The sequence below is a fragment of the Listeria cornellensis FSL F6-0969 genome, from assembly GCF_000525855.1.
GTDB lineage: Bacteria > Bacillota > Bacilli > Lactobacillales > Listeriaceae > Listeria_A > Listeria_A cornellensis.
The window spans coordinates 11,047-36,599 of sequence record NZ_AODE01000037.1 but is presented as its reverse complement, the minus strand read 5'-3'; the positions used below and the strand labels follow the sequence as shown (position 1 = coordinate 36,599).

At 42.8% G+C, this 25,553-nt stretch carries 21 protein-coding genes and 3 pseudogenes; 8 read left to right on the top strand and 16 right to left on the bottom strand.

The annotated features are described in order from the left end of the window. Nucleotides 1–2,372: Ig-like domain-containing protein (locus tag PCORN_RS14265; protein WP_036081894.1), on the bottom strand; the 2,372-nt coding region annotated here is incomplete at its 3' end. Nucleotides 2,373–2,749: 377 nt separating this feature from the next. On the opposite strand from PCORN_RS14265, the gene PCORN_RS14260 reads away from it, so the two are divergent. Continuing rightward, nucleotides 2,750–4,105: an aspartate kinase gene (locus tag PCORN_RS14260; RefSeq protein WP_036081892.1), complete on the top strand. Its 1,356-nt coding sequence runs from the start codon at nucleotides 2,750–2,752 to the stop codon at nucleotides 4,103–4,105. 267 nt (nucleotides 4,106–4,372) lie between these two features. Here PCORN_RS14260 and PCORN_RS14255 read toward each other — a convergent pair whose 3' ends face one another. Continuing rightward, nucleotides 4,373–6,718: a cation-translocating P-type ATPase gene (locus PCORN_RS14255; protein ID WP_036081891.1), complete on the bottom strand. Its 2,346-nt coding sequence runs from the start codon at nucleotides 6,716–6,718 to the stop codon at nucleotides 4,373–4,375. A gap of 303 nt (nucleotides 6,719–7,021) precedes the next feature. On the opposite strand from PCORN_RS14255, the gene PCORN_RS14250 reads away from it, so the two are divergent. Together PCORN_RS14250 and PCORN_RS18685 are read left to right on the top strand one after the other, a co-directional pair. Continuing rightward, nucleotides 7,022–7,519, top strand: a complete 498-nt coding sequence (locus PCORN_RS14250) for a hypothetical protein (protein WP_036081889.1) — start codon at nucleotides 7,022–7,024, stop codon at nucleotides 7,517–7,519. Further along, entirely contained in the window at nucleotides 7,461–7,685 is a 225-nt protein-coding gene (locus tag PCORN_RS18685; protein ID WP_077913929.1) for a helix-turn-helix domain-containing protein, read from the top strand. The genes PCORN_RS14250 and PCORN_RS18685 overlap by 59 nt, the downstream gene beginning before the upstream one ends. Nucleotides 7,686–7,749: 64 nt before the next feature. Here PCORN_RS18685 and PCORN_RS20930 read toward each other — a convergent pair whose 3' ends face one another. Then, nucleotides 7,750–7,881: a hypothetical protein gene (locus PCORN_RS20930; RefSeq protein WP_277620210.1), complete on the bottom strand. Its 132-nt coding sequence runs from the start codon at nucleotides 7,879–7,881 to the stop codon at nucleotides 7,750–7,752. Nucleotides 7,882–8,048: 167 nt separating this feature from the next. Further along, nucleotides 8,049–8,702, bottom strand: a complete 654-nt coding sequence (locus PCORN_RS14240; protein WP_159102606.1) for a GntR family transcriptional regulator — start codon at nucleotides 8,700–8,702, stop codon at nucleotides 8,049–8,051. 141 nt (nucleotides 8,703–8,843) lie between these two features. On the opposite strand from PCORN_RS14240, the gene PCORN_RS14235 reads away from it, so the two are divergent. From PCORN_RS14235 to PCORN_RS14220, 4 genes and pseudogenes are all read left to right on the top strand, one after another. Continuing rightward, complete coding sequence (locus PCORN_RS14235) at nucleotides 8,844–10,292, top strand: AcpB/EbpR/MafR family transcriptional regulator (protein ID WP_036081883.1); 1,449 nt, start codon at nucleotides 8,844–8,846, stop codon at nucleotides 10,290–10,292. 29 nt (nucleotides 10,293–10,321) lie between these two features. After that, the gene (locus tag PCORN_RS14230; protein WP_036081881.1) at nucleotides 10,322–11,218 is read left to right on the top strand and encodes an ABC transporter ATP-binding protein; all 897 of its coding nucleotides are present in this window, start codon (nucleotides 10,322–10,324) and stop codon (nucleotides 11,216–11,218) included. Beyond that, nucleotides 11,211–12,447, top strand: a pseudogene (locus PCORN_RS14225) (ABC transporter permease). The gene PCORN_RS14230 and the pseudogene PCORN_RS14225 overlap by 8 nt, the downstream one beginning before the upstream one ends. Nucleotides 12,448–12,462: 15 nt before the next feature. After that, nucleotides 12,463–12,937: pseudogene (locus PCORN_RS14220) on the top strand (N-acetyltransferase family protein). 906 nt (nucleotides 12,938–13,843) lie between these two features. Here the strand turns inward: PCORN_RS14220 and PCORN_RS14215 are convergent. Further along, nucleotides 13,844–14,860: a PTS sugar transporter subunit IIC gene (locus PCORN_RS14215; RefSeq protein WP_036081880.1), complete on the bottom strand. Its 1,017-nt coding sequence runs from the start codon at nucleotides 14,858–14,860 to the stop codon at nucleotides 13,844–13,846. A 261-nt stretch (nucleotides 14,861–15,121) separates the two neighbouring features. Here PCORN_RS14215 and PCORN_RS14210 point away from each other — a divergent pair, with 261 nt between their 5' ends. Then, nucleotides 15,122–15,301 (top strand): hypothetical protein, encoded by a 180-nt coding sequence (locus PCORN_RS14210; protein WP_036081879.1) that lies wholly within the window; start codon nucleotides 15,122–15,124, stop codon nucleotides 15,299–15,301. Between the two features lie 52 nt (nucleotides 15,302–15,353). Here PCORN_RS14210 and PCORN_RS14205 read toward each other — a convergent pair whose 3' ends face one another. The 11 genes and pseudogenes from PCORN_RS14205 to PCORN_RS14160 form a co-directional block, all read right to left on the bottom strand. After that, complete coding sequence (locus PCORN_RS14205; protein ID WP_051999505.1) at nucleotides 15,354–16,268, bottom strand: rod shape-determining protein; 915 nt, start codon at nucleotides 16,266–16,268, stop codon at nucleotides 15,354–15,356. Next, a complete protein-coding gene (locus tag PCORN_RS19085) occupies nucleotides 16,249–16,368 on the bottom strand; it encodes a rod shape-determining protein (protein WP_149024371.1) in 120 nt (39 codons plus the stop codon). The genes PCORN_RS14205 and PCORN_RS19085 overlap by 20 nt, the downstream gene beginning before the upstream one ends. Nucleotides 16,369–16,530: 162 nt before the next feature. Then, complete coding sequence (locus PCORN_RS14200; RefSeq protein WP_036081878.1) at nucleotides 16,531–16,833, bottom strand: nucleotide pyrophosphohydrolase; 303 nt, start codon at nucleotides 16,831–16,833, stop codon at nucleotides 16,531–16,533. 47 nt (nucleotides 16,834–16,880) lie between these two features. Continuing rightward, nucleotides 16,881–18,026, bottom strand: coding sequence for a mannitol-1-phosphate 5-dehydrogenase (locus PCORN_RS14195; protein ID WP_036081877.1), 1,146 nt, complete (start codon nucleotides 18,024–18,026; stop codon nucleotides 16,881–16,883). Further along, the gene (locus PCORN_RS14190) at nucleotides 18,023–18,457 is read right to left on the bottom strand and encodes a PTS mannitol transporter subunit IIA (protein WP_036081876.1); all 435 of its coding nucleotides are present in this window, start codon (nucleotides 18,455–18,457) and stop codon (nucleotides 18,023–18,025) included. Before PCORN_RS14190 ends, PCORN_RS14195 begins: the two co-directional genes overlap by 4 nt. Nucleotides 18,458–18,459: 2 nt before the next feature. Continuing rightward, nucleotides 18,460–20,544 carry a BglG family transcription antiterminator gene (locus PCORN_RS14185; protein ID WP_036081875.1) on the bottom strand — a complete coding sequence of 695 codons (2,085 nt, stop codon included), beginning with the start codon at nucleotides 20,542–20,544 and terminating at the stop codon, nucleotides 18,460–18,462. A 14-nt stretch (nucleotides 20,545–20,558) separates the two neighbouring features. Next, on the bottom strand, nucleotides 20,559–21,998 hold the full coding sequence (locus PCORN_RS14180) for a PTS mannitol transporter subunit IIBC (protein WP_036081874.1): 1,440 nt from the start codon (nucleotides 21,996–21,998) through the stop codon (nucleotides 20,559–20,561). Between the two features lie 345 nt (nucleotides 21,999–22,343). Further along, nucleotides 22,344–23,372: an AbiH family protein gene (locus tag PCORN_RS14175; protein WP_036081873.1), complete on the bottom strand. Its 1,029-nt coding sequence runs from the start codon at nucleotides 23,370–23,372 to the stop codon at nucleotides 22,344–22,346. Between the two features lie 233 nt (nucleotides 23,373–23,605). After that, the gene (locus PCORN_RS14170) at nucleotides 23,606–23,935 is read right to left on the bottom strand and encodes a thioredoxin family protein (RefSeq protein WP_036081872.1); all 330 of its coding nucleotides are present in this window, start codon (nucleotides 23,933–23,935) and stop codon (nucleotides 23,606–23,608) included. Next, nucleotides 23,932–24,372: a flavodoxin gene (locus PCORN_RS14165; RefSeq protein ID WP_036081871.1), complete on the bottom strand. Its 441-nt coding sequence runs from the start codon at nucleotides 24,370–24,372 to the stop codon at nucleotides 23,932–23,934. Before PCORN_RS14165 ends, PCORN_RS14170 begins: the two co-directional genes overlap by 4 nt. Beyond that, nucleotides 24,369–25,419, bottom strand: a pseudogene (locus PCORN_RS14160) (ribonucleotide-diphosphate reductase subunit beta). Before PCORN_RS14160 ends, PCORN_RS14165 begins: the two are co-directional and overlap by 4 nt. Between the last annotated feature and the right edge of the window lie 134 nt (nucleotides 25,420–25,553).

Sequence of the window (25,553 nt, the reverse complement as noted above, 5' to 3'; positions counted from 1 at the left end):
ACAGCAGTACCTGTCACCGTAACGGTTTTGCGTGCGCGTTCGACATAAGCACTATCAACACCTACGACTTCGACTTTGTCGGTTGGTTTGGTGATAAAGCTAGCGATGTTCGCGAACGTGAAGGTACCATTGCTGGTGGTGGCTTGGACGATCAGTTGATCATTCACGAAAAGACGTACTTTCGCGATATCCTTGCCGTACGTTCCTGTTAGATTCGCCGTACCAATTTTATAGCTGTTGGCTGTCAGGGCGTAATCTTTCACGTCTGGGATGGTGGTGCTTGCCGTCGATGTTTTACCGTTCGATGCTTTGGTTACTGTCGCTGTAATCGTAGAGCCGCCGGCTTGTTTGGCGATGATAAAGCTGTAGTTACCAGCGCTGTCTGTTTGACCAGATGCAATCGTTGTCGTGCCGTTTTTGATCACGATGGTGCTGTTAGGTTCTCCTTTACCGGAAACGGAAGTAGAACTGGTTGTTAGGGCGCCAATCGTTGTTTGCACGATCGCGTCATCGGCGATTTTAGTGCTCGCCGTGGATGTCTTACCGTTCGATGCTTTGGTGACTGTCGCTGTAATCGTAGAACCGCCTGCTTGTTTGGCGATAATAAAGCTGTAATTCCCAGCGCTATCTGTTTTACCAGAAACGATGGTTGTTATACCGTTTTTGATGACGATGTCGCTGTTAGGTTCGCCTTTACCGGAAACGCTTGTGGAATCGGTCGTCAAATCGCCAATCGTTGTTTGAACGATCGCATCATCTGGGATGAGTGTACTCGCTGTGGAGGTTTTACCGTTCGATGCTTTCGTTACTGTCGCTGTAATCGTAGAACCGCCTGCTTGTTTGGCGATAATAAAGCTGTAATTCCCAGCGCTGTCTGTTTTACCAGAAGTAATCGTTGTTGACCCGTTTTTGATGACAATGTCGCTGTTAGCTTCGCCTTTACCAGAAACAGTGGTGGAGTCAATGGTCAAATCACCAATCGTTGTTTGAACGATTGTATCATCTGCGATCTTAGTGCTCGCTGTAGATGTTTTGTTGTTGGATGCTTTTGTTACGGTAGCTGTGATGGTAGAACCAGCTGCTTGTTTGGTGATAATGAAGCTGTAGTTTCCAGCGCTGTCTGTTTTACCCGAAGTAATCGTTGTTGTGCCGTTTTTGATGACGATGTCGCTGTTAGGTTCGCCTTTACCAGAAACGGTTGTGGAATCGGTTGTCAAAGCGCCAATCGTTGTTTGAACAATCGCGTTGAAGAGGGTGTTCGCTGTTGTTATATCGCCTTGTAGTTCGGTTTTCGTTGCACCGGCTGGTAGGGCTTCTACGAGCGCGCTTGCGGCATCAATCATCGCTTGTGTTGTCGTGTCTTTTAATTTCGTGTTGGTTGGTGCATCGCTGAATAGATTATTGACAGCAGCACGTGCAGCGGGTGAATTGTCTTCAACTGTTACTGGGATGGTTCTTGAAATCGCTGCATTGGAAATAGAAGTCACAATGACGTTCGCTGTTCCATTTGCTAAAGCAGACCAAGAGCCATCTACGTTGACTTTCATAACAGCGGGGTTACTAGAGGAATATGTCACTCCTTGATTCGCTGCTACTGGTAAAACGCTGGTTGTCATGGTGCCAGTAGCGCCAATCATGGGTGCTGTATTTAAGCCGGTTACGTTAAAGGATACGGGAGGTGTTCCAGTGAGGCTTTTTTCAAATAATGGAAACCAAATAGAAGCATTTAACGATGTATCGATAATCGCGAATGCAGCGTTTCCATTATCTAGCGCTGGCACCGGTGTATAATAGGGACTATTCAGATTAAAAGAAAATTTACCAAGGGCGTTTGTTGTTCCATTCAGACCAGCACTACTACTCCATGCCATATTTAACATGATTGAAGTATTAGGGTGTCCTACATAGGTTCCTGATATTTGAGTATCCCCAGCCTTGACTGGGTCCAATTGAATGCTAGACATGCTTTTACCATAATATACACTTGAAGTAGTTATTGCCCCGTTATCAAAGGTTACACGTACGCCCGCCGTATTCACTTCACCAGTTGGTCCGCTAACTTTTTGGGCATAATTTCCAAGAGTATCTGCGGTAGTTGAATAGGTATTAATAATGTGACCATCCATCCTGCTAAAGTATTCGATTGTTACTTGTTTTCCAGCGCCACTCGGTACGCGACCCGTTACTTGTACATCACCAGGAGTGGTATATACGACATCATCCAATAGCGCTCCTGTGCTAGATTTCAAGTTGGCTGTTAATTTTTGCTCTGCTGCCTGTGTTTCTACTGCTGGTAATGTTGTGATAATGGTGCTTGCTAATACGTTTGTCGCAACCAAGGCGATTGCGATTTTTTTCACATTCTGTTTCATTATTTATATTCTCCTTTTTATGGTTTTATTTTTTTTGATACGTCGCTGCCCTCCTCTTGTGTTAGTGTAGGTCTGAAGGAATTATTTCTTCGCTACAAGAGGAGTGTATCATGGGGGGAGTTTATAAAAAATACAGGATTTCTGCTTCATGTTGTAGATTTGTGACGAATTTATGTTGTTTTTATTAAGAGATTGGGAGCGTTTTGTTGCTGGAATAGCTGATCGTGAAAAAGCGAGCTACCAGTTTGATGTAACTTCCTATTAAATAAATTTTAATAATTCTAAAAACATATTGTTTTTTCTTGCAAAAACGTTCATAATGGATAGATAATATGGGCTAGTCGTTTTTTAAATGAATGAAATCGGGAGTGTGAAAAATGAAAGTTATTAAATTCGGCGGAAGTTCGCTGGCTTCGGCTGCGCAACTACAAAAAGTATACAAAATCGTGGTAGGAGATTCGAAGCGAAAGTTCGTTGTTGTATCAGCTCCTGGTAAGCGTTTTGCAGATGATGTGAAGGTGACGGATTTATTAATTGATTGTGGGGCGAAACAACTATTAGGGGAAACAGCAGTAGATTTGGAGCAAGAAGTCTTGTCTCGCTACGCCTCGATTGCGGAGGAACTTGGCCTTGGCGAAGAAGTCATGGCGCGCATTACGCGAGATTTCAAGGAGCTTCTGAACTCGGATAAGACGAATCCCGATCGCTACATGGACCGGATTAAGGCGAGTGGCGAGGATAATAATGCAAAATTGATTGCCGCGTTTTTCCGCAGTCAAGGTACGGAGGCGCACTATGTAAACCCGAAAGATGCTGGGCTGTTTGTGACGGATGAGCCGGGAAATGCGCAGGTTTTGCCGGAGAGTTATGATAACCTGTACAAGTTGTTGGAACGCGACGGGATTGTTGTTTTCCCAGGTTTCTTTGGTTATACGAAGGATGGCGAAATCAGTACATTTTCACGTAGTGGTTCGGATATTACAGGGGCGATTGTGGCGAATGGTGTGAAAGCGGAGGTTTATGAGAATTTCACGGATGTCGACGCGGTTTATGCGGTAAATCCTTCCATTGTGCAAAACCCGAGGGCGATTGTAGAGCTGACATATCGGGAAATGCGCGAGCTGTCTTACGCGGGGTTTTCGGTATTCCACGATGAGGCGCTCGTTCCGGCATTCCAAGCTGGGATTCCTGTGCAAATTAAAAATACGAATCGCCCGGAATTGCCTGGTACGCGTGTGATTCATCATCGAGAAAATACGAATGGGCCTGTTGTCGGGATTGCGAGTGATGGCGGTTTTTGCAGTATTTATATCACAAAATATTTGATGAACCGTGAAATTGGATTTGGTCGCAAAGTGTTGGAGATTTTAGAGGACGTGGGCTTGACGTATGAGCATATGCCTTCCGGGATTGATGATTTGACGATTATTTTGCGGGAAAATCAGATGGATCGCCAAACAGAAATAACCGTGTTAGATCGCTTGAAAAATGAGCTGGCGTCTGATGAAGTCATTATTGAGCACGGTATCGCGCTTGTGATGGTCGTTGGTGAGGCGATGAAGCACAATGTTGGGACTACAGCGCGTGCTTCGAAAGCTTTGTCTGAGGCGCACGTCAATATCGAGATGATTAACCAAGGGTCATCCGAGGTCAGCATCATGTTTGGCGTGAAGGAAGACCAAGAGAAAAAAGCAGTACATGCGTTATATAATGAATTTTTTGACGCAAAATAAGCAGAGAATCACAAGCCCATTTTTTTCGGGTAGGACGTGAATCCTGCTTTATACAAATCGAGCGAAAGCGCTTGTATTCAGGGAATTTGGTGGAAGCCGGAGAGCTGCGCATACTTGTGTATGTGATGACTGAAAGCCGGGAGAGGGTAGTTTCCTCGACCATGCAAGAAGTTAAGCGTAGCAAGTATTGCGTAGCAGTACCGGAAGTCTGCCAAATCCCCTGAATGCGGGCGCTTGTCGCCGATTTATTTAGGCTATGGTCCACACTTAATCTTTCGCACCCGCCCAGCTGAATCGCATAATCATGTGGCGAATAAACCAATATAGCGGACCACAGGAAACGAGTAGTGGTACATAGATGAGCATCATTTGCCAATCGAAAATGGATACGAGCGAGAAGAGCTTGCCACCGAATAAGAACAGACAGACAAATGCGGCCATCATTGTTACTACAAGTACTTTTGTTTTGCGTCCGAACGGGTGTCCAACGCTGATTAATGCGACGAAGCATGTTGCGCCTGTTAACATCACGTTCATGGTCGATGTTTGCGCGAAGCTTAGGCCAAGCATGTTGCCGAAACCGAGAATAAGCATGATATACGTGATGACGCATGTCGCTGCCGGCACGGATGTTTGTAATACTTTGTGTAAAAATTGCCCTTTGATGCGGTCGTAGTTCGGTTTTAACGCCAAGAAAAATGACGGAATCCCAACGGTTAGCGCCGAGATTGGGCTTAACTGAATCGGTTGGAATGGGTACGCGCCTGCCAGGAAAATAAACGCGAGTGCCAGTACCGTCGAATACATCGTTTTGATGAGGTACAGCGATGCCACACGCTCAATATTGTTGACAACACGTCGACCTTCGCGCATCACGCCAATCATCGAGTCAAAATTATTCGATAGCAAGACAAAATCGGAAACGCTACGTGCGGCGTCACTACCTTCTGCCATCGCGATGCTACAATTGGCTTCTTTTAAAGCAAGCACATCATTGACACCATCACCCGTCATGGCAACCGTATGTCCCTGATTTTTATACGCGTTAATCAAATCTTTCTTTTGATGCGGCGTTACGCGGCCAAAAACCGTATAAGCTTCGATAATCGGCAACAAATCAGCATCCTCAGCGACTTCGCTCATATCAATATATTTATCACCATTCGCAATCCCCGCACGAACCGCGACATTGGAAACTGTCACCGGATTGTCTCCTGAAATAACCTTAATCGACACACCTTCCGCGGCGAAAAAGGCGAACGTATCTGGCGCCTCCGCACGAATATTATCCGCAATCAAAATGAAGGCTAACAACTCACATTGTTCCGGCAAAACGCTTTCTGTCAATGTTTTCAAAGAATGCGCTACGGCCAAAACTCGAAAACCTTGATTCGCGTAGTCATCTAATTCCTGCCGATTTTCCACAGATAAATCTCTGAAAATAAACTCTGGAGCACCAATCAAAAACGTTCCTTTTTCCGTAAAACTACAACCGCTCCATTTACGCGCGGAGGAAAACGGGATTCGCTTCTCAATTTCCCATTCTGGATTCTCTGTGAAATGTTTCCCGAGCGCAATACTGGTCGCATTATTATCCGAAAGCGAGCCAACAATGGCGCCAACACTAGCATCAATCTGCGAAGACGTCACGCGCGGATGCTTCAACACGATATCCGTCACATCTAGTTTCCCATCTGTAATCGTCCCCGTTTTATCCAAACAGAGCACGTCCACACGCGCCAATGTCTCAATACACGGCATCGATTTCACGAGTACTTTCTGCTTCGCCAAGTTGATAACCCCGACCGCAAGCGCGATACTCGTCAACAGTACGAGCCCTTCTGGAATCATCCCAATCATCGCGGCTGCAGTCCCGAGCACCGATTCCTTCAGTGGCAATCCTTGAAAATACTTCGAGAAAAACAGCGCTAGACCAATCGGAATAATGATAAACGTCAATACTTTGATAATTTTCTTAATCGAGCGGATTAACTCACTATCTGGCCGCTTCTCCTGCTTGACTTCCATCGAAATTTTCGACACAAAACTATGTTCTCCGACAGCAGAAACCTTCACATACGCTTGCCCACTGACGATGTAGCTCCCAGACATCACGTAATCATCCGCGCCTTTCACAACAGGCTCGGCTTCACCCGTTAGCTGCGATTCATCGACTTCCAAGCCATCCGTTTGAAAAATCATCCCATCCGCACAAATTTGGTCTTCGCGATTCAAAACCATCACATCACCAAGCACAAGCTCGTCCTGCTCCATTTCACAAAGTTCGCCATCGCGCATGACCTTCACCTTCGCCTGCGTCAGAATCGTTAGCTTATCGATATTCCGCTTCGCCCGGATCTCCTGAAAAATCCCCATTGCTGTATTGCAGAGCGCGACACCAAGGAACAGCAGATTTTGATAGCTTCCCACGAGAATAATAAAGCTCGCGATAACCACATTTATCATATTAAACAGCGTAAATGTATTATCCCGTATAATTCCAAGCACACTGCGCGTTAACGGCTTGAGTGCATGATTGACCTGTCCATGTTTTACTCGCTCGGCAACCTCATTAGAAGTTAAACCTGCTGGTGTTTTCGTTTTATTTTCCATCTCACCAGATCCTTTTCGCTTTAGAATGGCACTGCCATAACTCTATATCTTCTATTCATGTCCAGATTATATCAGAGAAAAATAAAAATACAATGAGATTTGCACCATTTTTCATACTTTCTCTGACTTTTATCACATATTATAATACTACCCTTTTTTTCGTCCTTAGATTCCATAAAAATCATTTTTTTTCATTTCTGTCCATTCCGATGACAATTATGAATGTCGCAAAACTAGTATTCATGGTTTAATGGTTATAGAGCAGCGAACGAAGCGCCATAAAAAATCGTAGGAGGAGATAATATGAAAACAAATACATTAGCAAAAAGCGAAGCATTAGATACAAAGATACAAGCTGGGAAGTTCCTTACTTCTTTACTCGAGTCAGATATCGCCAAGGAAAGATTAGAATTAAAGAAGAACGACAAAATCGAATTGACAGCAACGAACAACACGCCTTATATCTTTGTTATTGTAGCTGGTGTTGCCGGTATCTTCTCCAACACAAATGTAGCGATTGACTTTGCTGGCGAAGGTGATTTACTAGATTACAACATCTACTCTAGCCAACTATTTGGAAAAGCTTTGACAGACGAAGTGACGGTTTGGAGATTTGCACAAAGTGATGTATTTAACAAAATTGCAGAGAGCTCAGAGATTCAATTACAGCATTACCACATGCTACAAACGATTCAGCGCCGTTTAGAGAAGAAGCAAATCCAAGCAACTTTAGACACGAAAAATAAGGGTTGCAGCGTTCATCCACACATTAGCGACGCGTTACAATCCGAAAGCCGATGATCAAGGTATGATTGAATTACCAAGATATTTTTCAAGAAAAATGATTGCGAATTATGCTGGTGTTAGTCTTAGTACACTGACAGCTCACTTACAACAATTGATGGAAGAAGGCCGTGTTATCTTTAATGCCCGCGTACTTCTTATCGGTGAAGAGAACGAGGCCTAAAAAATAAGTCGAATAAAAAATCATGCTTAACGCTTAACTAAACATGACTTTTTATTCGACCTATTTATCTGTTACTATCCAAATGAAAACCGCGCAATTGTCCGCTAAATTCTGTCATCCCAATTCCACGAATCATCGCAATAAGCACCAACTCGTTACCGTAATTGGTAGCGATTTTTTCGATGTGCGCTGTCATTCCACAACACATCCCTGCTCCCGATTTCCCAACATAAAAAACCAACTTTCCGATGCAACCCTCCCACATCAAAAAGTCGTTTTATCTCCAAATAAAAATATTCCCCGCAAATCGCATTTTTTAATAGCATTATCTCGCCGAAAGCGCTACTATTAAGAGGAGTTAGCCTAATCTACCAACAATGAAATATAATAATGATACAATTGCTGCACAACATGGATTGCCTCATCATAATCACGTTCTTCTAATGCAGCCATGATAAGTTCCACCGCTTCAACCGTGCATATAGATGACGTCAACAAAAATTTCTTACCAAATATGTCATCAAATGCCGTTAGTTGCTCATTAATGGTTCTCAAACTCTTGCCTAAAATGCTCATATTCGCTTGTTTACAGAGTTCCAAATAGAACCCCTCACATGCATCAATATAAGTTGCATAATCCCGATTCTGAACTCCGACCTTCATCGCTTCTACATGTATAATCAGTGGACTCTTCACAATAGGGATGTGCGTTTCTTTTAATCGCTGGATAATGTATTCCATATTCAAAAACATGATTTGAAACCGACCAGAGTAATAAAACTCTTTGCTATGCGTTTCTTTCACGTCATACATATCGTCCGTAAGCTGATTCAACAGACCTCTTTGACATAACAATTGGAGTGCCTGCCCCGCAATATGACTCGACACACCAAATTCAGCTGCCAAATTTTGCACCTCAATCGTGTCACCAATTTTGTATTTTTGGCAAAGAACCGCCCTTTTTATAGACGCATAAATCTCATCCGCTACGCAATCATTGTTTAGAATCATAGTCATTACCTTGCTTTTTCGCTTATTACTATCTCTATTCATTGTAAACCATATACAACAACTAAAAAAGAGCTGGCTCTCTCAAAGTTGTCTTTGAAGAACAGCAAAAATAAGAAGTTTGATAAACCGAGAAAGGATGATATCACCATGAACGGTATTTTAGAAAAAGACAAAGAACGCCAACTGCTTATCATCAAAGTCCTTTTATCCGACCACAAAACCTGGGATCGCCAAGAAATTTGCAAACTTGTGCGCTGTTCCAAAAAAACGCTCGCCCGTGAAATTAAAAATCTAGAAAACTCCCTACCCGAAAAATGGCGACTTATCAACACAAACGAAGGCTTTCTTCTAGAAAAACCATTCGATGAGAATTTTATCCATCTGTTCTCCTCCTTCTTTTCAGAAACCTATTTGTTCCGACTTTGCTATGATATTTACGATGAAAAAGAGATCTCGCTCGCTGTCTGGTGTCAAGAAAATTTCGTCAGCCCAGCAACCATCTACCGTAAACTAACACCCGTTCATCGCTATTTAAAATCAATCCACCTGCAACTCGAAAATAAACCGCTCCATCTCCTTGGCAAAGAATCGCAAATCCGATTCCTATTTTATGACTTATTCTTCAACGCCTATCCCGCCCAAGACCTGTTTTTCATCGATATCAGCTGGGAAATTATCGATGGCTTTATTGAAGATATTATGCGAAAATTAGATATATACTTCTCGCCAGCAGCCAAAATTCAATACGCGGCTTGGGTCGGTCTTTCCCTCACTCGTATCAAACGCGGTTATCCTATCGATTCGCGCGGTGAAAGAACGACTAACACATGGGAAATATATAATGAGCGCAGCAATCTCGCTGAATCTTTTCAAATACTAGCTGATGCAACGCATATCGAGATTTCTGAATCCGAATCGATTTTCATCTTATCCTGTATTTTCTTTTGTTCTAAATCCTACAATTCCGAAAAATCTAAAACGATACGAATCGAAACATGTAAAAACGCAAACCCAGTGACCTATCGGCTTGTCGAAACCATTTTTAATATGTTGCCGAAAATTGGCTGGGACGCAGACGATTTAATGGTCAGCCTCATCGACACCTTTTCCATGTTTCATGCCGTTGAAAGTCCACTATTCCTGGCACAAGAGCGTTTTTTGATCAAGGAAGAGCACGTTTTATCCCCTGATTTAGAACAACAGATTGCGACTATTTTTCAAACCTTCGCACAACAACCCATTTATGCCTACTTGCGCGAGAATCACGATGTCCTGATGTATCGTATTGGAATAAGCATCCAAACCGCGATGGAACGAACGACACGTCCTGCTGTATTAACCGCTAAAATTTTCTCACAAAACGGCTTTTTATGGGAGGATCTTGTGAAGAAAACGATTCGCTCGCGCTATTCCGCGCAACAGCTTATTATCGTTGGTAGTGGCCATCCACAAGCCGATTTCATCATTACCGACTTGCCATTGCCCCGTAGCACCGTTCCGCAACTCGTCTGGAATACCAACCCGACATTGCGCGACTGGCAAATGCTCGATGCCTACATCAACGAAAGAACGCATCAAAAAGAAGAGCTACTGTAAAAAAAAACAAAAAAGGAGCTGATATCCACATGTTACAAGTCAATAACGTGTCCAAACAATTCGGCGCAAAAACAGCCGTCGATGATTTACATTTCCAGATTAACGAAGGCGAAATTCTTGGCTTAATCGGCCAAAACGGAGCTGGAAAAACAACAACATTCCGCCTTATTCTTAATTTCTTACATCCAAATAGCGGCGAAATTCTCTGGGACAACCAAGACATCACCAAAATAAACACGGACATCATCGGCTACCTTCCAGAAGAACGCGGCCTTTATCCCAACGTCACGATTGAGGACCAAATCACCTTTTTCGCGGAGTTAAAAGGCTATTCTCGCGCTAAAATCAAGCCAGAAATCGACCTTTGGATGGATCGCGCGGAAATTGTCGGCAAAAAGACCGATCTTGTCAAAACGCTATCCAAAGGAAATCAGCAAAAAATTCAACTGATTAGCACGATTATTCACCGTCCCAAACTGGTTATTCTCGACGAACCATTCAGCGGCCTTGATCCAGTCAACGCCGAAATCCTGAAGAAATTCGTTTTCGACCTAAAAGCAGACGGCGCAACGATTATTTTCTCAAGTCATCGCATGGAAAACGTTGATGAACTATGCGACTCCCTCGTGATGCTAAAACAAGGAAAAACAGTGTTACGCGGTAAATCCGAAGACGTCAAAAATAGTTTTGGCCGCAAACGCATCATGCTCGACTCGCCGCATCCAACAGAAGCCCTGGCAGCCCTACCCGGCGTCACACAAATCGAGAACCACAAAGGCATTCGCATCGTTCACTTAGCAGAAGAGTCCGATGCCAATACCGTATTCGATTTTGTCACCAAAGACGGCTTCATTCCGATGTTTAGCTTAGAGCCACCAACGCTCGAAGAAATTTTCAAATGGAAAGCAGGTGAGAAGAATGAGTAAATTCTGGGTCATAACATCACAAGTCTACAAACGCCGCGTCAAAACGAAATCATTCCTAATCTCACTACTTCTTCCACTACTTATCGGCGCGGTTATCTTTGCCCTGCCAAAAATTGTCGACTACTTCGGCGGCGGTGACGAACCAACAAAAATCGCCATAATCTCTGAAAATCCAGCTTTTTCAATGGCCATTTCCGCAGATAAAGCCAATTTCAAAGTCGACAAAAAAAATCGAAACCCAGAAGAAAGCAAAAAAAGCACTGACAACTGGTGACATCGAAGGTTTCGTAACGATTACACCACTTGGCAACGAAGTCAAAGCCGTCTATACATCTCAAGAAACAGCAGGAAACGCCCTCATCACCGCCCTACAAAACGACATTACAAGCGTGACACTGCAACAGAAAATCAAAGAATACAATATCACAGAAAAACAACTCGCGAGCCTCACCACACCAGTTCCCATCAAAAATGAGTTGCTATCCAATGATCAATTAACCAACAGTCAAAAAGAAGCAATGAGCGCAGCGATTTTGATGTTGACACTCGTTATTTTCATCTTCGTGATGAGCTATGCCAGCATTGTAGCATCAGAAATCGCAAACGAAAAAGGCACACGGATTATGGAAATCATTTTATCCAGCGTCTCGTCCACGACTCACTTAATGGCTAAACTGACCGCGATTTTACTCATGTTGCTCACCCAGATTGCTTTTTACGGGCTCTGTATTGCAGTCGTCATGATTGGCGGTAAAAACACCGAGATGATTCAAGGCATACTAGACCAACTAGCTCAATTCCCGACGTATTATCTCATTCTAAATATCCTGTTCGTCGTGCTTGGCTTACTACTCTATATCCTGCTTTCAGCCATTATCGGCTCCATGGCACCAAATGTCGAGACCGTATCACAATTCATGTATCCGATGACGATGTTTGCCATCATTGGCTACTGGGGCTCAATTGCAGCAGCTAATGCACCAAATAACATGCTTGTCGTGATCGGTTCTTACGTGCCGACATTCTCACCGATGATGATGCTTGCCCGAATGGACCTGCTCGCCGTCGACGCCACCGGTATCTTCATCTCACTCGGTATCCTTGTCCTGACCAACGCCCTCGCGTTCTGGCTAGCCATCCGACTTTACCGCGGCAACGTACTTCTTTATACGAACGACGGTCTATTTAAAACTTGGAAAACATCCTTAAAATATGCGAAACGCGACTAGAAAAGAGGTTTTATCATGTTAATCAGAAAATCAACAAAACAAGATGCTACGGGAATGATTGAACTCGAGCATCTCGTTTGGACCGCTGGAACAACACCAGGCGAAATTCATTACAACACGGATGCCGAATACCTGCTAAAAAACCCACCTGGCGCTAAAGTAATTGCCGAAATCGACGGACAAATCGCTGGTATTCTAGGCTACCACTCACCGATTCCACTAAAAAGTAACGAACACGTTTGGACACTAGATATCGCCGTACATCCCGATTTCCAAAAACACGGCGTCGGCTCCGCACTTATGGAGGAATTATACCGTATCGCTAAAGCCGAAAACAAGAAAAAAAATCTCTTTACGCGTTCTATCAACAAATGAAAAAGCCATCCAATTTTATACGAAACATGGTTTCCAAAAAGAAGGCCATCTTCGCAACGAATTTATTATCAATGGCGAGTATGTAGATGATATTTTTATGGCGCTTTCCCTCTAAATTCAATTACTTTCGACCATTAAAATTGGCTCGTTTTACCACACGTAATCACTTTAGCATATTCCTAATGTATCATTTTTTACTAATTATGTTTCAACTTTGCGAAAAGAGGCTAATGTATAGTATCAAAGCGATAGAGGGTGATTGGATGACAGAATCGCACAGACTGAAGAACAAGCTTATAGGTGAAAAGGACAAATTAGCCACACGAGCCAAAGGTCAGTTTAGTAAGTTAACCAATGACATTGTCGGAGCAGCCCGTATTTAAGATGAACGTTTGAAATGTGTAGTTAAAAATTCGATTATCCACTGATTATTGTTTGCACAAGTTATTCGTATCTCACTTTTCCCAATTCTCGTTAACGAAAGCGATATTTGTTTTTAATGAATATCGTGCGAGTAATCTATATGTTTTGTCTCACTTTTAGTGCATATAGGTGTATGGATAGAGATACCTTAACTTTGCTATAGTCGGATATCGTCTGGTGAAGGAAGTTTTCAAGTGATTGGTCAGTCTGACGGGAGCTTGAGGAAGACCACGGTAAATGAAAAGGTCGCGTCAAGAGTTTTATCCACTCGTAAGGCAAGGAATACGGAATCTCGATACGTCGCTCCAACTATATTAAAATATTGTTTTACCTCACTTTTTAATATAGCTCGCGAAAAAGTTTCGTATTCAACCATTGAATTCTAAACTTAGTTACACGGTAGTCCTATTTACTAGTCCAAAGTTGTCTAGTAAATATCTAGATTTTCCAATTCTATCTACCAACTATTTTTAGATATTCTATCGTATTCCGATTTATTTAAACCAATTACTCAGGCAAATTCCGGCACATCACGAGAGAAGAGGATGAATAGGTTATGACCCTTTAACAGGTCACTTCCTACTTCATCCTCTTTTTGTTATTCTAATTCGACTCGTAAATCCCCACTCCGCAGCCAAGACGATCGCAACAAGAACGGCCGAGCTACGAGAGCAATCACTGCTGGTATCACAACCGCGACGATCAAGAAAGCACCGAAGGATAACCAACCGTAATTCGCAATCAAGAACAGCGGGGCAACAAAGGCGCATAAACCAAGTCCTGCGACCTCTGCTGATGCTTGCAAATGAAAAACAAGGACACCGATTGGGCTTGCGATAACCGCTGAAATAAGTGGCACAATCATGACTACCGGCCGCTTAATAATGTTTGGCGTCTGCAATTTTGGCGTGCAAATCAATTGCGCAAAAAACGCGCCCCAATTATTATCCCGGAATCCTAGCACCGCAAAGGAAACAAACTGTACCGAACAGCCTATCAATGCCGCTGCACTCGCCGTCGGATCCAGTTGTAAGGCAATCGCCAGCGCTGCCGATGAAGCCGGGCTCAGAATCAAAATAGCGAACACTAGCGCAATCACCATCGACGAAAGAATTGGCGATCCGTCTACAAGCGACGTTATCCCACCACTCACCGACGTCAAAACAGGCGCCATAATCTTCGAAAACAGCAGTCCGCTAATCCCACCAGCAAGCAAAGCCGCCGCAGGAATTAAAATCATATCGAAATTTGTTTTGCCAGTCACACGTTTCCCGACCCACACCGCCACAATAACGGCTAAAATCGCACCAATCGGCTCACCGCCAATAATCGAAAACCCACCATTTTCAAGCGCTAATATCGCGCCTCCACCAATAACAGATGCAGCCGCAGCGCTAATCACAACAAGCGTATTCGCACCAAGACATATCGCAATTCCCACGCCAAGCCCAGGAATCAATAATAATTTTCCGACAGCTCCAATTTCCGTTAACCATGTAAAACCGACCATCTGTCCTATCGTTTGTAATAATAAACCCATGCCCAGCGTTACTAAAACCGCGTTTGCTATCCCCATCGACGCCTTATAAGAGCGGTCCACAATATAATCCTTCATGCCTTATCCCCTTTTCTCGTTTAATCCTTTCCATCTTACCGAGAATACAGAGTGAAAGCAAAGAATGTTTTACTTACTAAACAAAAATGAAGGAGAATCGCTTGAACTAACACGATAATCGCTATTCCAACTCGAAAAACAGCTAATGTTTAATATATTGTTTAGTGCATTAAATTTTTCATTCCATGCCAAAAGTCACTTAATATTTCTTGCTTTTTTCTGTATAATAGATTACATATTCATATAGAAAGGAGTTTTTTAATGAAATTTATCGGTTTAATTCTGCTTATTTTAGGCATCGTTGGTGTTGGTATATCGTTTAGTATCGTTGGGATTATTGGCTTTATCGTTTGTCTCGTATCCATTGTTCTCTTCGTACTGGGCATCCTATTCATGGTTCGTTCCAAAAGGAAAAATAATCGTTCTTATTCATATAGATGATTTGTAAAATACAAAGAAGTAGCGATCCATGGTGATGTGGATCGCTACTTTTTTATCGTGCTGTTACTTTTTCAATATTTATCAGTCGATCTAAATGTTCCGCTGCCATACTCGTTCCAAGCGCTACGGACTCGAACGGTGCTGGCGCCATATGAATAGGTACCATAATTTGGCTATGCAACCACTCTGGCAAACCTTCCAGTAATGCGCCACCGCCAGTTAGTGTTAAGCCACTTGCACGGATGTTTCCGCTCAGTTCCGGCGGACTCGTTTCTAATGTCGACTGCACCACGCTCAAAATACGTTTCAAAAATTCATCAATCTCTTCTTGAAATTCAGTAGCTGGGACTTTAATCGTAATAGGGAAACCTGTGACTAAATCGCGTCCCTCAATCTCAATAGACTTCTCTTCCACAGACGTATCACAATGCAGTTGCCATTTCACTTGTTCTGCCGTTTCCAAGCCAATTAGAACGTTATACTTATTGCGAACAAGCTGGGCGATATCACGATCGAGTTCGTCACCCGATTTGCGCAATGTTGCACTCGTAACGATGCCACCATAGGAAACAAGCGATGTTGAAATTTTGCCAGCGCCGATGTCCACAATCACGTTTGCAATAGGCTTCTCGAACGGTAAACCCGCACCCATCGTTGCGGCGAGCGATCCTTCTATAAAATAAAGCGACTTGACTCCCAGTGAAAACAAGATGTCTCCAATCGCTTGACGTTCAATATTAGTAGCTCCTGGAAGCAGCGAAACAATCAAATCCATCTGCTTAAAACGCTTACCAGTAATCGCGCTAACACGGCCTTCTACTTTCTTCATCAACCGTAATGTCATATCAAAATCGGCAATAATACCGCCCTGTAGTGGACTAAGGACAACAATCGAGCCCGGTGTCTTCTCTGCCAATTCTTTTGCTTCATGGCCAATTTCTAAAACTTTATTTTTTTTTCGTATCATATGCTAAAACTGTAGGCTCATGAAAAATCATTTTCTCCATGTCTGAGTAGATACTAATATTAGCGGTGCCAATATCAATACCAATTGTTACTTTCCCCATATTTCTCTTCCCACTTTCCTAAATGTTGATTTTCAGATTCGCCTCATCGTTTATAGCTATCCTCTTCTAGTATATCAGGTCTAAAAAATATAATCCATGACGAAGCAGTGAACATTTAAAAAAAAAAAGTAAAAAAAAGACAATAAAGAGTATCCTTTTGTGTCAGATACTCTTTGCCGGATATTTCCTTGCGTTTTTAATCAGCTTTTCTTTTACAATTGTCTCAATACTCACATCCATCGAATCAGCCATTTGAATCGCGTAAATAAAAACATCTGCCAATTCATCTAAAATTCCCGCGCGGTTCGCCGTCACGGCCTCCTCACTTGTTTTCCATTGGAAACATTCGAGTAGTTCGCTTGCTTCAAGCGTGAGGGACAAAGCTAAATCTTTTTTCAAGGCATATTGCCCTTCCCAGCCGCGCGCCTCGACAAATTGACGTACTGTTTGCTTTAATTGCTCCATTGTTGCTACCTCCTCTTTTTAAAGAGAGTGTAACATATTGTATGACATCAGGCTAATTTTAAATAAGAATCCTTCACTTTCTCAAACAGTTTGGAGTAACTCTCGATTCCTGTTACATCCGCAATCGCTTTTTCAAGCCCAACCGCGGCAACGAGAGCTTGTAATTCTACAGCTTCTATGTCATCTGGATCATTGAAACGCAAAGCAGCAGCAATAGCATCAGCAAGCGCTTTTGGCGTTTCATTAAAAGCCTCCACAAATTGACGCGCGGGCTGGACAAAACGATCATTTGGCCCTAATTTACGCATTGGCGATCGACCAACACGCGACACGTAATCTGAAATATGAGGATTTTTGAATCTTTCAATAATTTTGTCAATATAAGCTTGATGTTCTTTATGAGCAAAGTCGAATTTCTTTTCTAGCAGTGCACCAGTTTCTTCGAGCGCGCTACGGACAGCGAATAGAACTTTGTCATTCTGGATTGCGGCCTCAATAGAATCAATATTTTTCATATGACCGATATAGGCCGTTACCGCATGCCCCGTGTTTACGGTGAACAATTTGCGCTCAATATATGGCGTCAAGTCTGCCACGTAAGTAATCCCTGGAACGCTCGGTGAGGCACCTTTAATGGCACTTTCCTCAACAACCCACTCATAAAATGGCTCTACTAGAACCGTTAACGGGTCATCGTGTGTTTGATTTGGTACAATACGATCCACCGCAGCGTTCGGGAATGACACGAATTCGTCCGCGTATTTTTTCTCAGCATCCGTCAATTCCGCGTAAACACTCTCTTGAAGCGATGCAGAAGCACCAATCATATTTTCACACGCCATAATAATCAGTGGTTTTTGGATCGCCGTTCTTGCTTTAATCGCGACCACCAACGTTTTCGCAATAAACGGTAAAATCGTTGGCCCAACAGCAGTCGTTACAAGCTCCGTCTCCAAAATGGTCGCGATAACCTGCTCTGGATTTTCCTGACTATTAATCGCGCTTACATCTGTAATCAAGTCCACTTGCTGCGAATCATCCGCTAAAATGACATGATACTGCTGCTTCTCGTTTAATGCATCCACAACCGTCTTGTTCACATCCACAAACGTGACATGGTACTTTGCCTCATGTAGCAACTGTCCAATAAAACCGCGTCCAATATTCCCAGCACCAAAATGTACGGCGATCATGCGCTTTCGCTCCCTTCAAAAAAGTCCATAATCGCTTGTTTAGACTCCGCAGCGACGATTTGCGCCACATTTTCTTCTTCCGAGCAAACAATCGCAATACTGCTAAGTAAATCCATGTGTTCCCCGCCAGCACCAGCAATACCGATTAAAACTTTCACTTCATTGCCATCAAACGAAACACCGTCTGGTACTTGTAAAATAACGATTCCCGAGTTTTTAATCATATCCCGCGAATCATCCGTACCATGCGGAATCGCCACCATATTCCCGATAAACGTCGTCGTCATCGCGTCACGCTCTTTCATCTTCTCAATATAAGACGCCTCCACGTAGCCTTGATCCACCAACAACTGTCCCGCGGCCGTAATCGCCTCTTCCTTCGTGCTAAACGCTTGTTTTAAAGCGATATCTTGACTATTTAATGCTACCATCCCTATTTCCTCCTCATATCATCTAAAAATTGGTTCAACCTACTAATCACAAAAGTCGTGATTTCCGCGCCATTCCCCGATTCCAACAGCCGCGTCGTTTCTTCATTTTCAATCGCCATCCCACTTATAAAACTCATGACTTCGAGTCCCTGTGGCGCCAATTTTTCCGGTGCTAACAAAACGAGTAAGGTTGTCGCTGCCACGTTTCCCCCACCCATCGCCGGTACATCGACCGCGTCCTGTAATGAGAAAATCTGAAAAACCGGCTGATGCACAAACTCGTTTCGGACATGAAACAACGCAAGCCTCGTCTCAGGAATGCCAAAACCACTCCACTTTTCCCGTTCTAGTAATGACCGGAGCAATATCTCCACTTGGATATCCCGCTCCTGCTCAAACATCGCCATACAAACTGCGCGCAACGTATCTTCCAAATTATGCTGCGTCTCCTCCATCTTCGCGACCTGAAACCCTTTTAAAATCGCTAAAACCGTGTTCATATACTCCTGCTGATTTTCCAAACGATGCACCGCCTCAAGCAACGTCATCTGCTCCTCTTGTTCCCGCGGCGCCTTTTGCGGCACAAACATTTCCTTCTGCTTCAGAAAAACCTCCACTTGCGAAATTTCCCGCTCCGTCAACATTGGACTCACCAAGAAATACTCAAAATCCACTTTTCCTAAATCAATCGTCGACACAATCACGTCAAAATGTCGCGTATTCCGATGATTCAACACCTCAAACAACGACACATTCTGCAAATCTTTGAGCTGCGGTAACGCCTGTTTCAAGCGTGTTGCCAACATTTTCGATGTCCCAATCCCACTCGAACAAACGACCAGACCCGAAAACACCCGACTCTCATTTTTCTGTAATAACGCGGCACCAAAATGCAAAACCAAGTAACCAATTTCCTCGTCTGGCACTTCCGTTTGCTGATAAATTTCACGAAACGCTACCCGCACAATTTGGAAAAGTGACGGATAATCGTGCTTAATCGTTTTAATCAACGGGTTGTGAATGCGCATATTCTGATCCAGTCTGCGTAACGCCGGTCGTAAATGCGCTGTCAATCCACTAAGTAACGCCGCCTCCTGAAAAGAACTACCAAGCTCGGCCTCCACTTTTGAGATCAAACGTTTCGCAATCGTCACCGCCTGCACATTCTCATTTCCCGAGAAAATCCCCGACTCATCCTGCGCCTTGGCTCCGCGAATATGCATCGTCACATAAAGCGCTTCGCCATCTGGCACGACAAACGGCTCCATATCCAAGCAAGCAGCCAACAATTCTTTCGCCACTGTGAATTCTGGAAAATTCCGAAAATACTCCTGTTCAGGTTTCATCTCCTGCAAATAGTTCCCGCTGACCATCCGTTCCACCGAAATTGAAATATGCACAACGAGCGTCAAATACGCTTCATCCGTAATCTCGTACGCCAAATCCTTGCGCCACGTCCGCACATTTTCCTCTACTTTTTGAATCAGCACATTATCAATCACATGTAGCAAACGATCGTCCGCTAACATCTCGATTTCATCTTGCTTTTGTTGCTGAAACAATTGGAACAGCGAATTTTTCGAACCCGTCGTCGCAATTAAATCACTAAGCAACGCCCGTTTCATCGCTTCCTCGGCGATCAACTTCACGCCATAACCACGTTTACGCTCAATCTCCGCACGCCCAGTTAGCTCGTCCTCAAGCTTTGTTAAATCACTGCTGACCGTTGATATCGTCACATTGAGATCATTGGCTAGCGCGATTAATTTTACCGGTTCATTTTCCTTTAATAACGTTTTTAAAATAAACTGCTGCCGTTCCATCGGTGTGAATTCATTGTAAGAAAGATCGAGCAATTGCCACTTGAAGGCTTGGCGACTAGACTCCGATCCAAACACCGAAAGCTTCGCATCCTTGCGTTCCAAAGCCAACTGATATGAACCAAGAACAGCCTCCACTTCCTTCAAATCACGCCTAATTGTTCGCTCACTCACATCCATATATTCCGCCAAATCCGTCGTTGCTACAGGTTCATGGCTCATTAAAAGCTGCTCCAAAATAAGTCTCGTCCTTGCCGAAATATACATCTAAATTCCCCCAGTTATTTCTGGTCAGCCAAATTCTGCACTAGCTCATCGTATTTATGGCTATTCAAGAAATTGTCAACCGAAATATGATAGGCCTTTGGTAGTTTTTCCGTCGCACGAGCCGTCAAATCTTGATGCGTCACAACAATATCAGCGTCCGGAGGCAACTGCGAAATCGCAAAATTGACAACCTCGATATCCAGTCCCGCCTTCTTCACCTTATTCCGCAACACGGACGCGCCCATCGCACTTGATCCCATTCCCGCATCACACGCAAAAATAATTTTTCTCGTTCCAACAGGAATTCCATCCGCAGCCAATTCCGCATCTGTCGTCCCTACAACCGCACTAGCTACCATCGCCTTCTTACCTTTCATTCTAGCCATTTTTTGTTCCGCTGTCGCGAGTCCCACATCATCCGTTTGTTTCGACGTTTTCAGCACCACTGCAGATACGACAAACGAAACAATCGTTGCAAATAATACCCCACAAATAATACCAAGATAATCCCCACGCGGCGTCAAAGCCAATATCGCAAAAATACTACCCGGAGAAGCCGTCGCAACAAGCCCTACATTGAACAAATTAAATGTGATAATACCAGTCATACCACCAGCAATCGCACCGATAATCAGCGCCGGTTTCATCAACACATACGGGAAATAAATCTCATGAATCCCGCCCAAGAATTGAATAATAATCGCACCAGGAGCCGTTTGTTTCGCCGTACCACTTCCAAATATTGTATACGCAAGCAATATTCCAAGACCAGGTCCAGGATTCGTCTCTACTAAGAACAGAATCGATTTCCCAGTACTTACTGCCTGATCAATACCTAGCGGCGCCAGAACTCCCTGATTAATCGCGTTATTCAAGAACAATACTTTACCTGGCTCAACTAGCAAACTAACTAGCGGCAACAAATGATTATCAATTAAAAATTGCACACCCGAGGCCATTCCTGTATTTACCGCCTGAAGCGCCGGTCCAATCGTTTTCAAAGACACAATCGCCAAAATCCCTGCTAAAATACCAGCCGAGAAGTTGTTCACTAGCATTTCAAAGCCAGCGCGAATTTTCCCTTCAATCATCTTATCGAATTTCTTAATTAACCAAGCAGCAAGTGGTCCTAAAATCATCGCACCCAAGAACATCGGCATCGACGTCCCAACAACCGCACCCATCGTAACGGCTGCACCAACGACACCACCACGCGTATCATAAACTAGTTTACCACCCGTATAACCAATCAAAAGCGGCAATAAATATTTAATCATCGGATCGACAAGTTGCGCGATCTCTTCATTTGGCCACCAGCCAGTCGGAATAAATAACGCCGTAATAAGTCCCCATGCAATAAACGCCCCAATATTAGGCATAATCATACCACTTAAAAAACTACCAAAATGCTGAATCTTCACACGGAAGCCAGACTTTTCTTGTTGTTGCTCCATTTTTATGTCCTCCTTCATTCTCTCCAAACTCGAAAAGAATGCCCTTTTGTCAATTGTATTTCTGTTACTTCGAAGTAAAAGCTATTGCCAGATCCACTAATGAAATTGCGCAATTCCACACCTTAGCCTCACTTGTTGGCCTAGCTCTTATTTATATTGTATGACAGCGGTACCAAGTTAGCAATACAATCAAAATTGGAATTTGTCCTTTAGGCATGGACAAGATTGGAGAAGATAAAAATAATGGCACAATAAAACTTAAAAACCATTCCAGCAAGTAAAGCTCAGCTGAAATGGCTTGTATGCAATCTAAGACACCCTTTAATATGGATTATCTCAAATGATTTATTTACTATTTGTAAACAAAATCTTGCTATTCACGATAGGGGAGAATTTCCTTCTATTTTCTTTGCTAATATCACTTTTATGACAAAGTAATTCATCCTGCACCACTCGTTTATTTTGAAGGTACCTATTATGGTTTCCTCTATTTAATTCAAATTTACCTTCTGCATCATAGTAATGCAAGATTACATATGTTGTTGTCTCTTCTGCTTTTCTAATAATGCTTTCCCACCACTTCTTATCAGTCGCTCCAAAAGACATTCCAAACACAATAATTATAGAGCTATCCATAATTATTTTTTCAATTTCAGTAATTCGTTCATCGTCGTATTCTTCTATGCTCCTAGGCTTTATCAAAATATCTAATTGTACTTCATTAAACTTTGTTTCATCTAATTGACTCACATCATTAACTCCCAGAAACATCCCCCCAGCAAGCGTCTCATGTATGTGAATATGCTTTCCCATCTCAGCATTGATCTTAATTCCTTGATTCCCTGTGACGGCATTGGATATATCTTTCCCCACACAATCCCAATCAATTTTCTCTAGACTTTTTGCTAATGTATCCGTATAGTTAAAGTTTATAAAATTATAAGTAATTGGCGTCGTAGCAATCTTACCCCCACCGTGTCCCATACTATAACCTTTTGGTTGCAAGATTTGCTTTATTTTATTTTGTGCCTTTTCATCTAACTCAGAATGAAAATCACTAAGTGTTCTTTCAATTGAAGGAATTTCGAATTTACCGATTTCTTTTTCTATGTATCCCTTAAAATCTCCACTAAATTCTTCTAGACATAATAAAAATTCTTCACTGGTTAGCGATCCCTCTACTATTTCATACGTTGCTTGTCCCATCTGAAGTTCGAAATCGGACCATTTCTCCGTATCCGTTTTTATTTGGTTGTATAAAAAATTGCTTTTGCCAAGTCCACTATTATTTATCCAACTATAAAATTGAGAATATGATGTATTTAAACCATGCATTTTATCAAAGCCGTTACCTACTAAAAACGTTATTTCCATTCTCTAATCCCCTTGTATAGTTTTGCAGCACCACAATACAATATACTTTTTTTATTTTTTTGAATAAGATGTAAAATCCTGCTTCACACAAATTGAGCGAAAGCGTTTGTATTCAGCGAATTTGGTAGAAGCCGGAAGCGGAGCATACTTGTGTATGTGAGAACCGGAAGTCTGCCAAATTCGCTGAATGCGAGCGCTTGTCGCCAATTTACTTGAAATATGCATCTATCCCATTATGCTTCCTGCGCCACTACCGCTTCCTCAATATGCTCTGGCGGAATAAAACCATTCAACCGCGAAACTTCTTCCCCACCTTTATAAAGCACCAATGTCGGTGTTTGGCGGATATTGCGATCGAAAAAGAAATTTTCCCCTACTTCTTCTAATTTCACTTTCAATACCTTCACCTTATCTGCCATCGATGAATTTTTGAACTCTTGGAATGAGAGATCTAACATCTTGCAATTTGGGCAGTTGTCTTTCCAGTAATCCACGTATACTAGTTCTCCAGCTGCTATATGTTGTTCGAATTCTTCCATTGATTTAATTTCGATACTTGTCATTTTACTACCCCTTCTCTCATGGACAATACTTCCGCGACCCATTCCTGAATCGCCACATGGTCCCTTTCATTATTCGGCATCTGCTCAATCTTCAACCTCGGATAATCCGATGCAAAATACGTCGCTATCCGATCGACTGCCCCGCAATAATAAGCCATGCTCCATTGCGTTTCGCCTGTCCCAAAAATCGCGACGTGCGGTGGTTTCGTTCCTAATTCTGCAATGAAATCCTTCATGTCTGGCGGTGTCCTACCTAAATCAGCTGTCCATGCCCCTAAAATGAACAAATCGTAGTCCGTCTCGAGTGGATACTGGGCACCGGGATGAACGCGGAAACTTGTCACATCATGCTGTGCTCGTACAAGTTCCGCCTCGACTTCCTCCGCAACCATCTTCGTATTCCCACTCAAAGAATCATACGCCAAGAGGATTTTCATAGATCGTCAAAACCGTTGTCGACATTTGTTTTTTTTGTAACTACTATTGCGCATTTCGAAAAAGTCCGTTTTCGTTTCGGTAAAATTATCTGCATACGCCTTAATCCACGACATCTTATTCTCGCTGTGACCTGGATAAAGTTCAGGAATACCAAGCATACCAAGCATCTTATTGGCACGATATTTTACGTAATCCACCATTTCCGATACATCGATGCCTTCAATCCCATCCAATACTTCCTCCGACCAAATCGTCTCCAATTCCACGGCGTGGCGGAAAGCCTCATGCGTATATTCCACAAGTTCATCTGTCTGCAATTCCGGATTTTCACCAAGAATCGCGCGAATAACTTCTGAGATAAACTTAGAGTGTGCCAATTCATCACGATTAATAAAACTAATAATTTTCCCAGTTCCCGTCATTTTATTTTGACGAACCAAGTTATAAAAATAAGCAAAACCACTATAAAAATTAATACCTTCCAAAATAGAAGATTGAATCAACGCTTTGACTAAATTCTCACCTGTTTTGTTATTCATAAAATCATCATACGATTCCATGATCGGCTCATTCCGCTTAATAATCGTCGGATGCGTCCGCGCCAATTCAAAAATACGCTTCTGCTCTTGCAAATTCGTAATCGAAGCAAGCACGTAAGAATAACTCTCATTATGAATTACTTCTTGTTGTCCGATAATCGCGGTATTCGCATGCACCGCTGGATCTGTAATATATTCTGCGACATTATAAATAAACCTTGTCTGCGGAGAATCAAGCGTCGCCAGCAAACCAATAATCGCATCAAAAGCATACTTCTCTTCTTCTGAAAGTAGCGGATATTGCTTAGCATCACTCTTCATATCGACCTCATCAGGAATCCAATAGTTCGTCGATAACTCTTTATACGCACGATAAAACGATGGATACGGAATATCATTCCAATTCAAAATACCACTCGTGTCACCATTTATAATTGCAGTTGAGCGATTCGGGCTCAGCGGTTCTAAAATTTTAATACGGTGCAATTCTTCTTTTTGATCCGTCATATAATAACCTCCTCTTAATCTTTATGTACTTTTTTCTTGATGTTTGTGTAACATCTACATTCTGCATAAAACAAATCGAGCGAAAGCGTTTGCCTCGCCTCAATTTGATCGGATTAACCGTTCATGTATTCACG

Coding starts and splice junctions, on each gene's coding strand:
- PCORN_RS14260 (WP_036081892.1), top strand. CDS start 2,750: ATGAAAGTTATTAAATTCGGCGGAAGTTCGCTGGCTTCGGCTGCGCAA.
- PCORN_RS14255 (WP_036081891.1), bottom strand. CDS start 6,718: ATGGAAAATAAAACGAAAACACCAGCAGGTTTAACTTCTAATGAGGTT.
- PCORN_RS14250 (WP_036081889.1), top strand. CDS start 7,022: ATGAAAACAAATACATTAGCAAAAAGCGAAGCATTAGATACAAAGATA.
- PCORN_RS20930 (WP_277620210.1), bottom strand. CDS start 7,881: ATGACAGCGCACATCGAAAAAATCGCTACCAATTACGGTAACGAGTTG.
- PCORN_RS14240 (WP_159102606.1), bottom strand. CDS start 8,702: ATGACTATGATTCTAAACAATGATTGCGTAGCGGATGAGATTTATGCG.
- PCORN_RS14235 (WP_036081883.1), top strand. CDS start 8,844: ATGAACGGTATTTTAGAAAAAGACAAAGAACGCCAACTGCTTATCATC.
- PCORN_RS14230 (WP_036081881.1), top strand. CDS start 10,322: ATGTTACAAGTCAATAACGTGTCCAAACAATTCGGCGCAAAAACAGCC.
- PCORN_RS14215 (WP_036081880.1), bottom strand. CDS start 14,860: ATGAAGGATTATATTGTGGACCGCTCTTATAAGGCGTCGATGGGGATA.
- PCORN_RS14210 (WP_036081879.1), top strand. CDS start 15,122: ATGAAATTTATCGGTTTAATTCTGCTTATTTTAGGCATCGTTGGTGTT.
- PCORN_RS14205 (WP_051999505.1), bottom strand. CDS start 16,268: ATGATACGAAAAAAAAATAAAGTTTTAGAAATTGGCCATGAAGCAAAA.
- PCORN_RS19085 (WP_149024371.1), bottom strand. CDS start 16,368: ATGGGGAAAGTAACAATTGGTATTGATATTGGCACCGCTAATATTAGT.
- PCORN_RS14200 (WP_036081878.1), bottom strand. CDS start 16,833: ATGGAGCAATTAAAGCAAACAGTACGTCAATTTGTCGAGGCGCGCGGC.
- PCORN_RS14195 (WP_036081877.1), bottom strand. CDS start 18,026: ATGATCGCCGTACATTTTGGTGCTGGGAATATTGGACGCGGTTTTATT.
- PCORN_RS14190 (WP_036081876.1), bottom strand. CDS start 18,457: ATGGTAGCATTAAATAGTCAAGATATCGCTTTAAAACAAGCGTTTAGC.
- PCORN_RS14185 (WP_036081875.1), bottom strand. CDS start 20,544: ATGTATATTTCGGCAAGGACGAGACTTATTTTGGAGCAGCTTTTAATG.
- PCORN_RS14180 (WP_036081874.1), bottom strand. CDS start 21,998: ATGGAGCAACAACAAGAAAAGTCTGGCTTCCGTGTGAAGATTCAGCAT.
- PCORN_RS14175 (WP_036081873.1), bottom strand. CDS start 23,372: ATGGAAATAACGTTTTTAGTAGGTAACGGCTTTGATAAAATGCATGGT.
- PCORN_RS14170 (WP_036081872.1), bottom strand. CDS start 23,935: ATGACAAGTATCGAAATTAAATCAATGGAAGAATTCGAACAACATATA.
- PCORN_RS14165 (WP_036081871.1), bottom strand. CDS start 24,372: ATGAAAATCCTCTTGGCGTATGATTCTTTGAGTGGGAATACGAAGATG.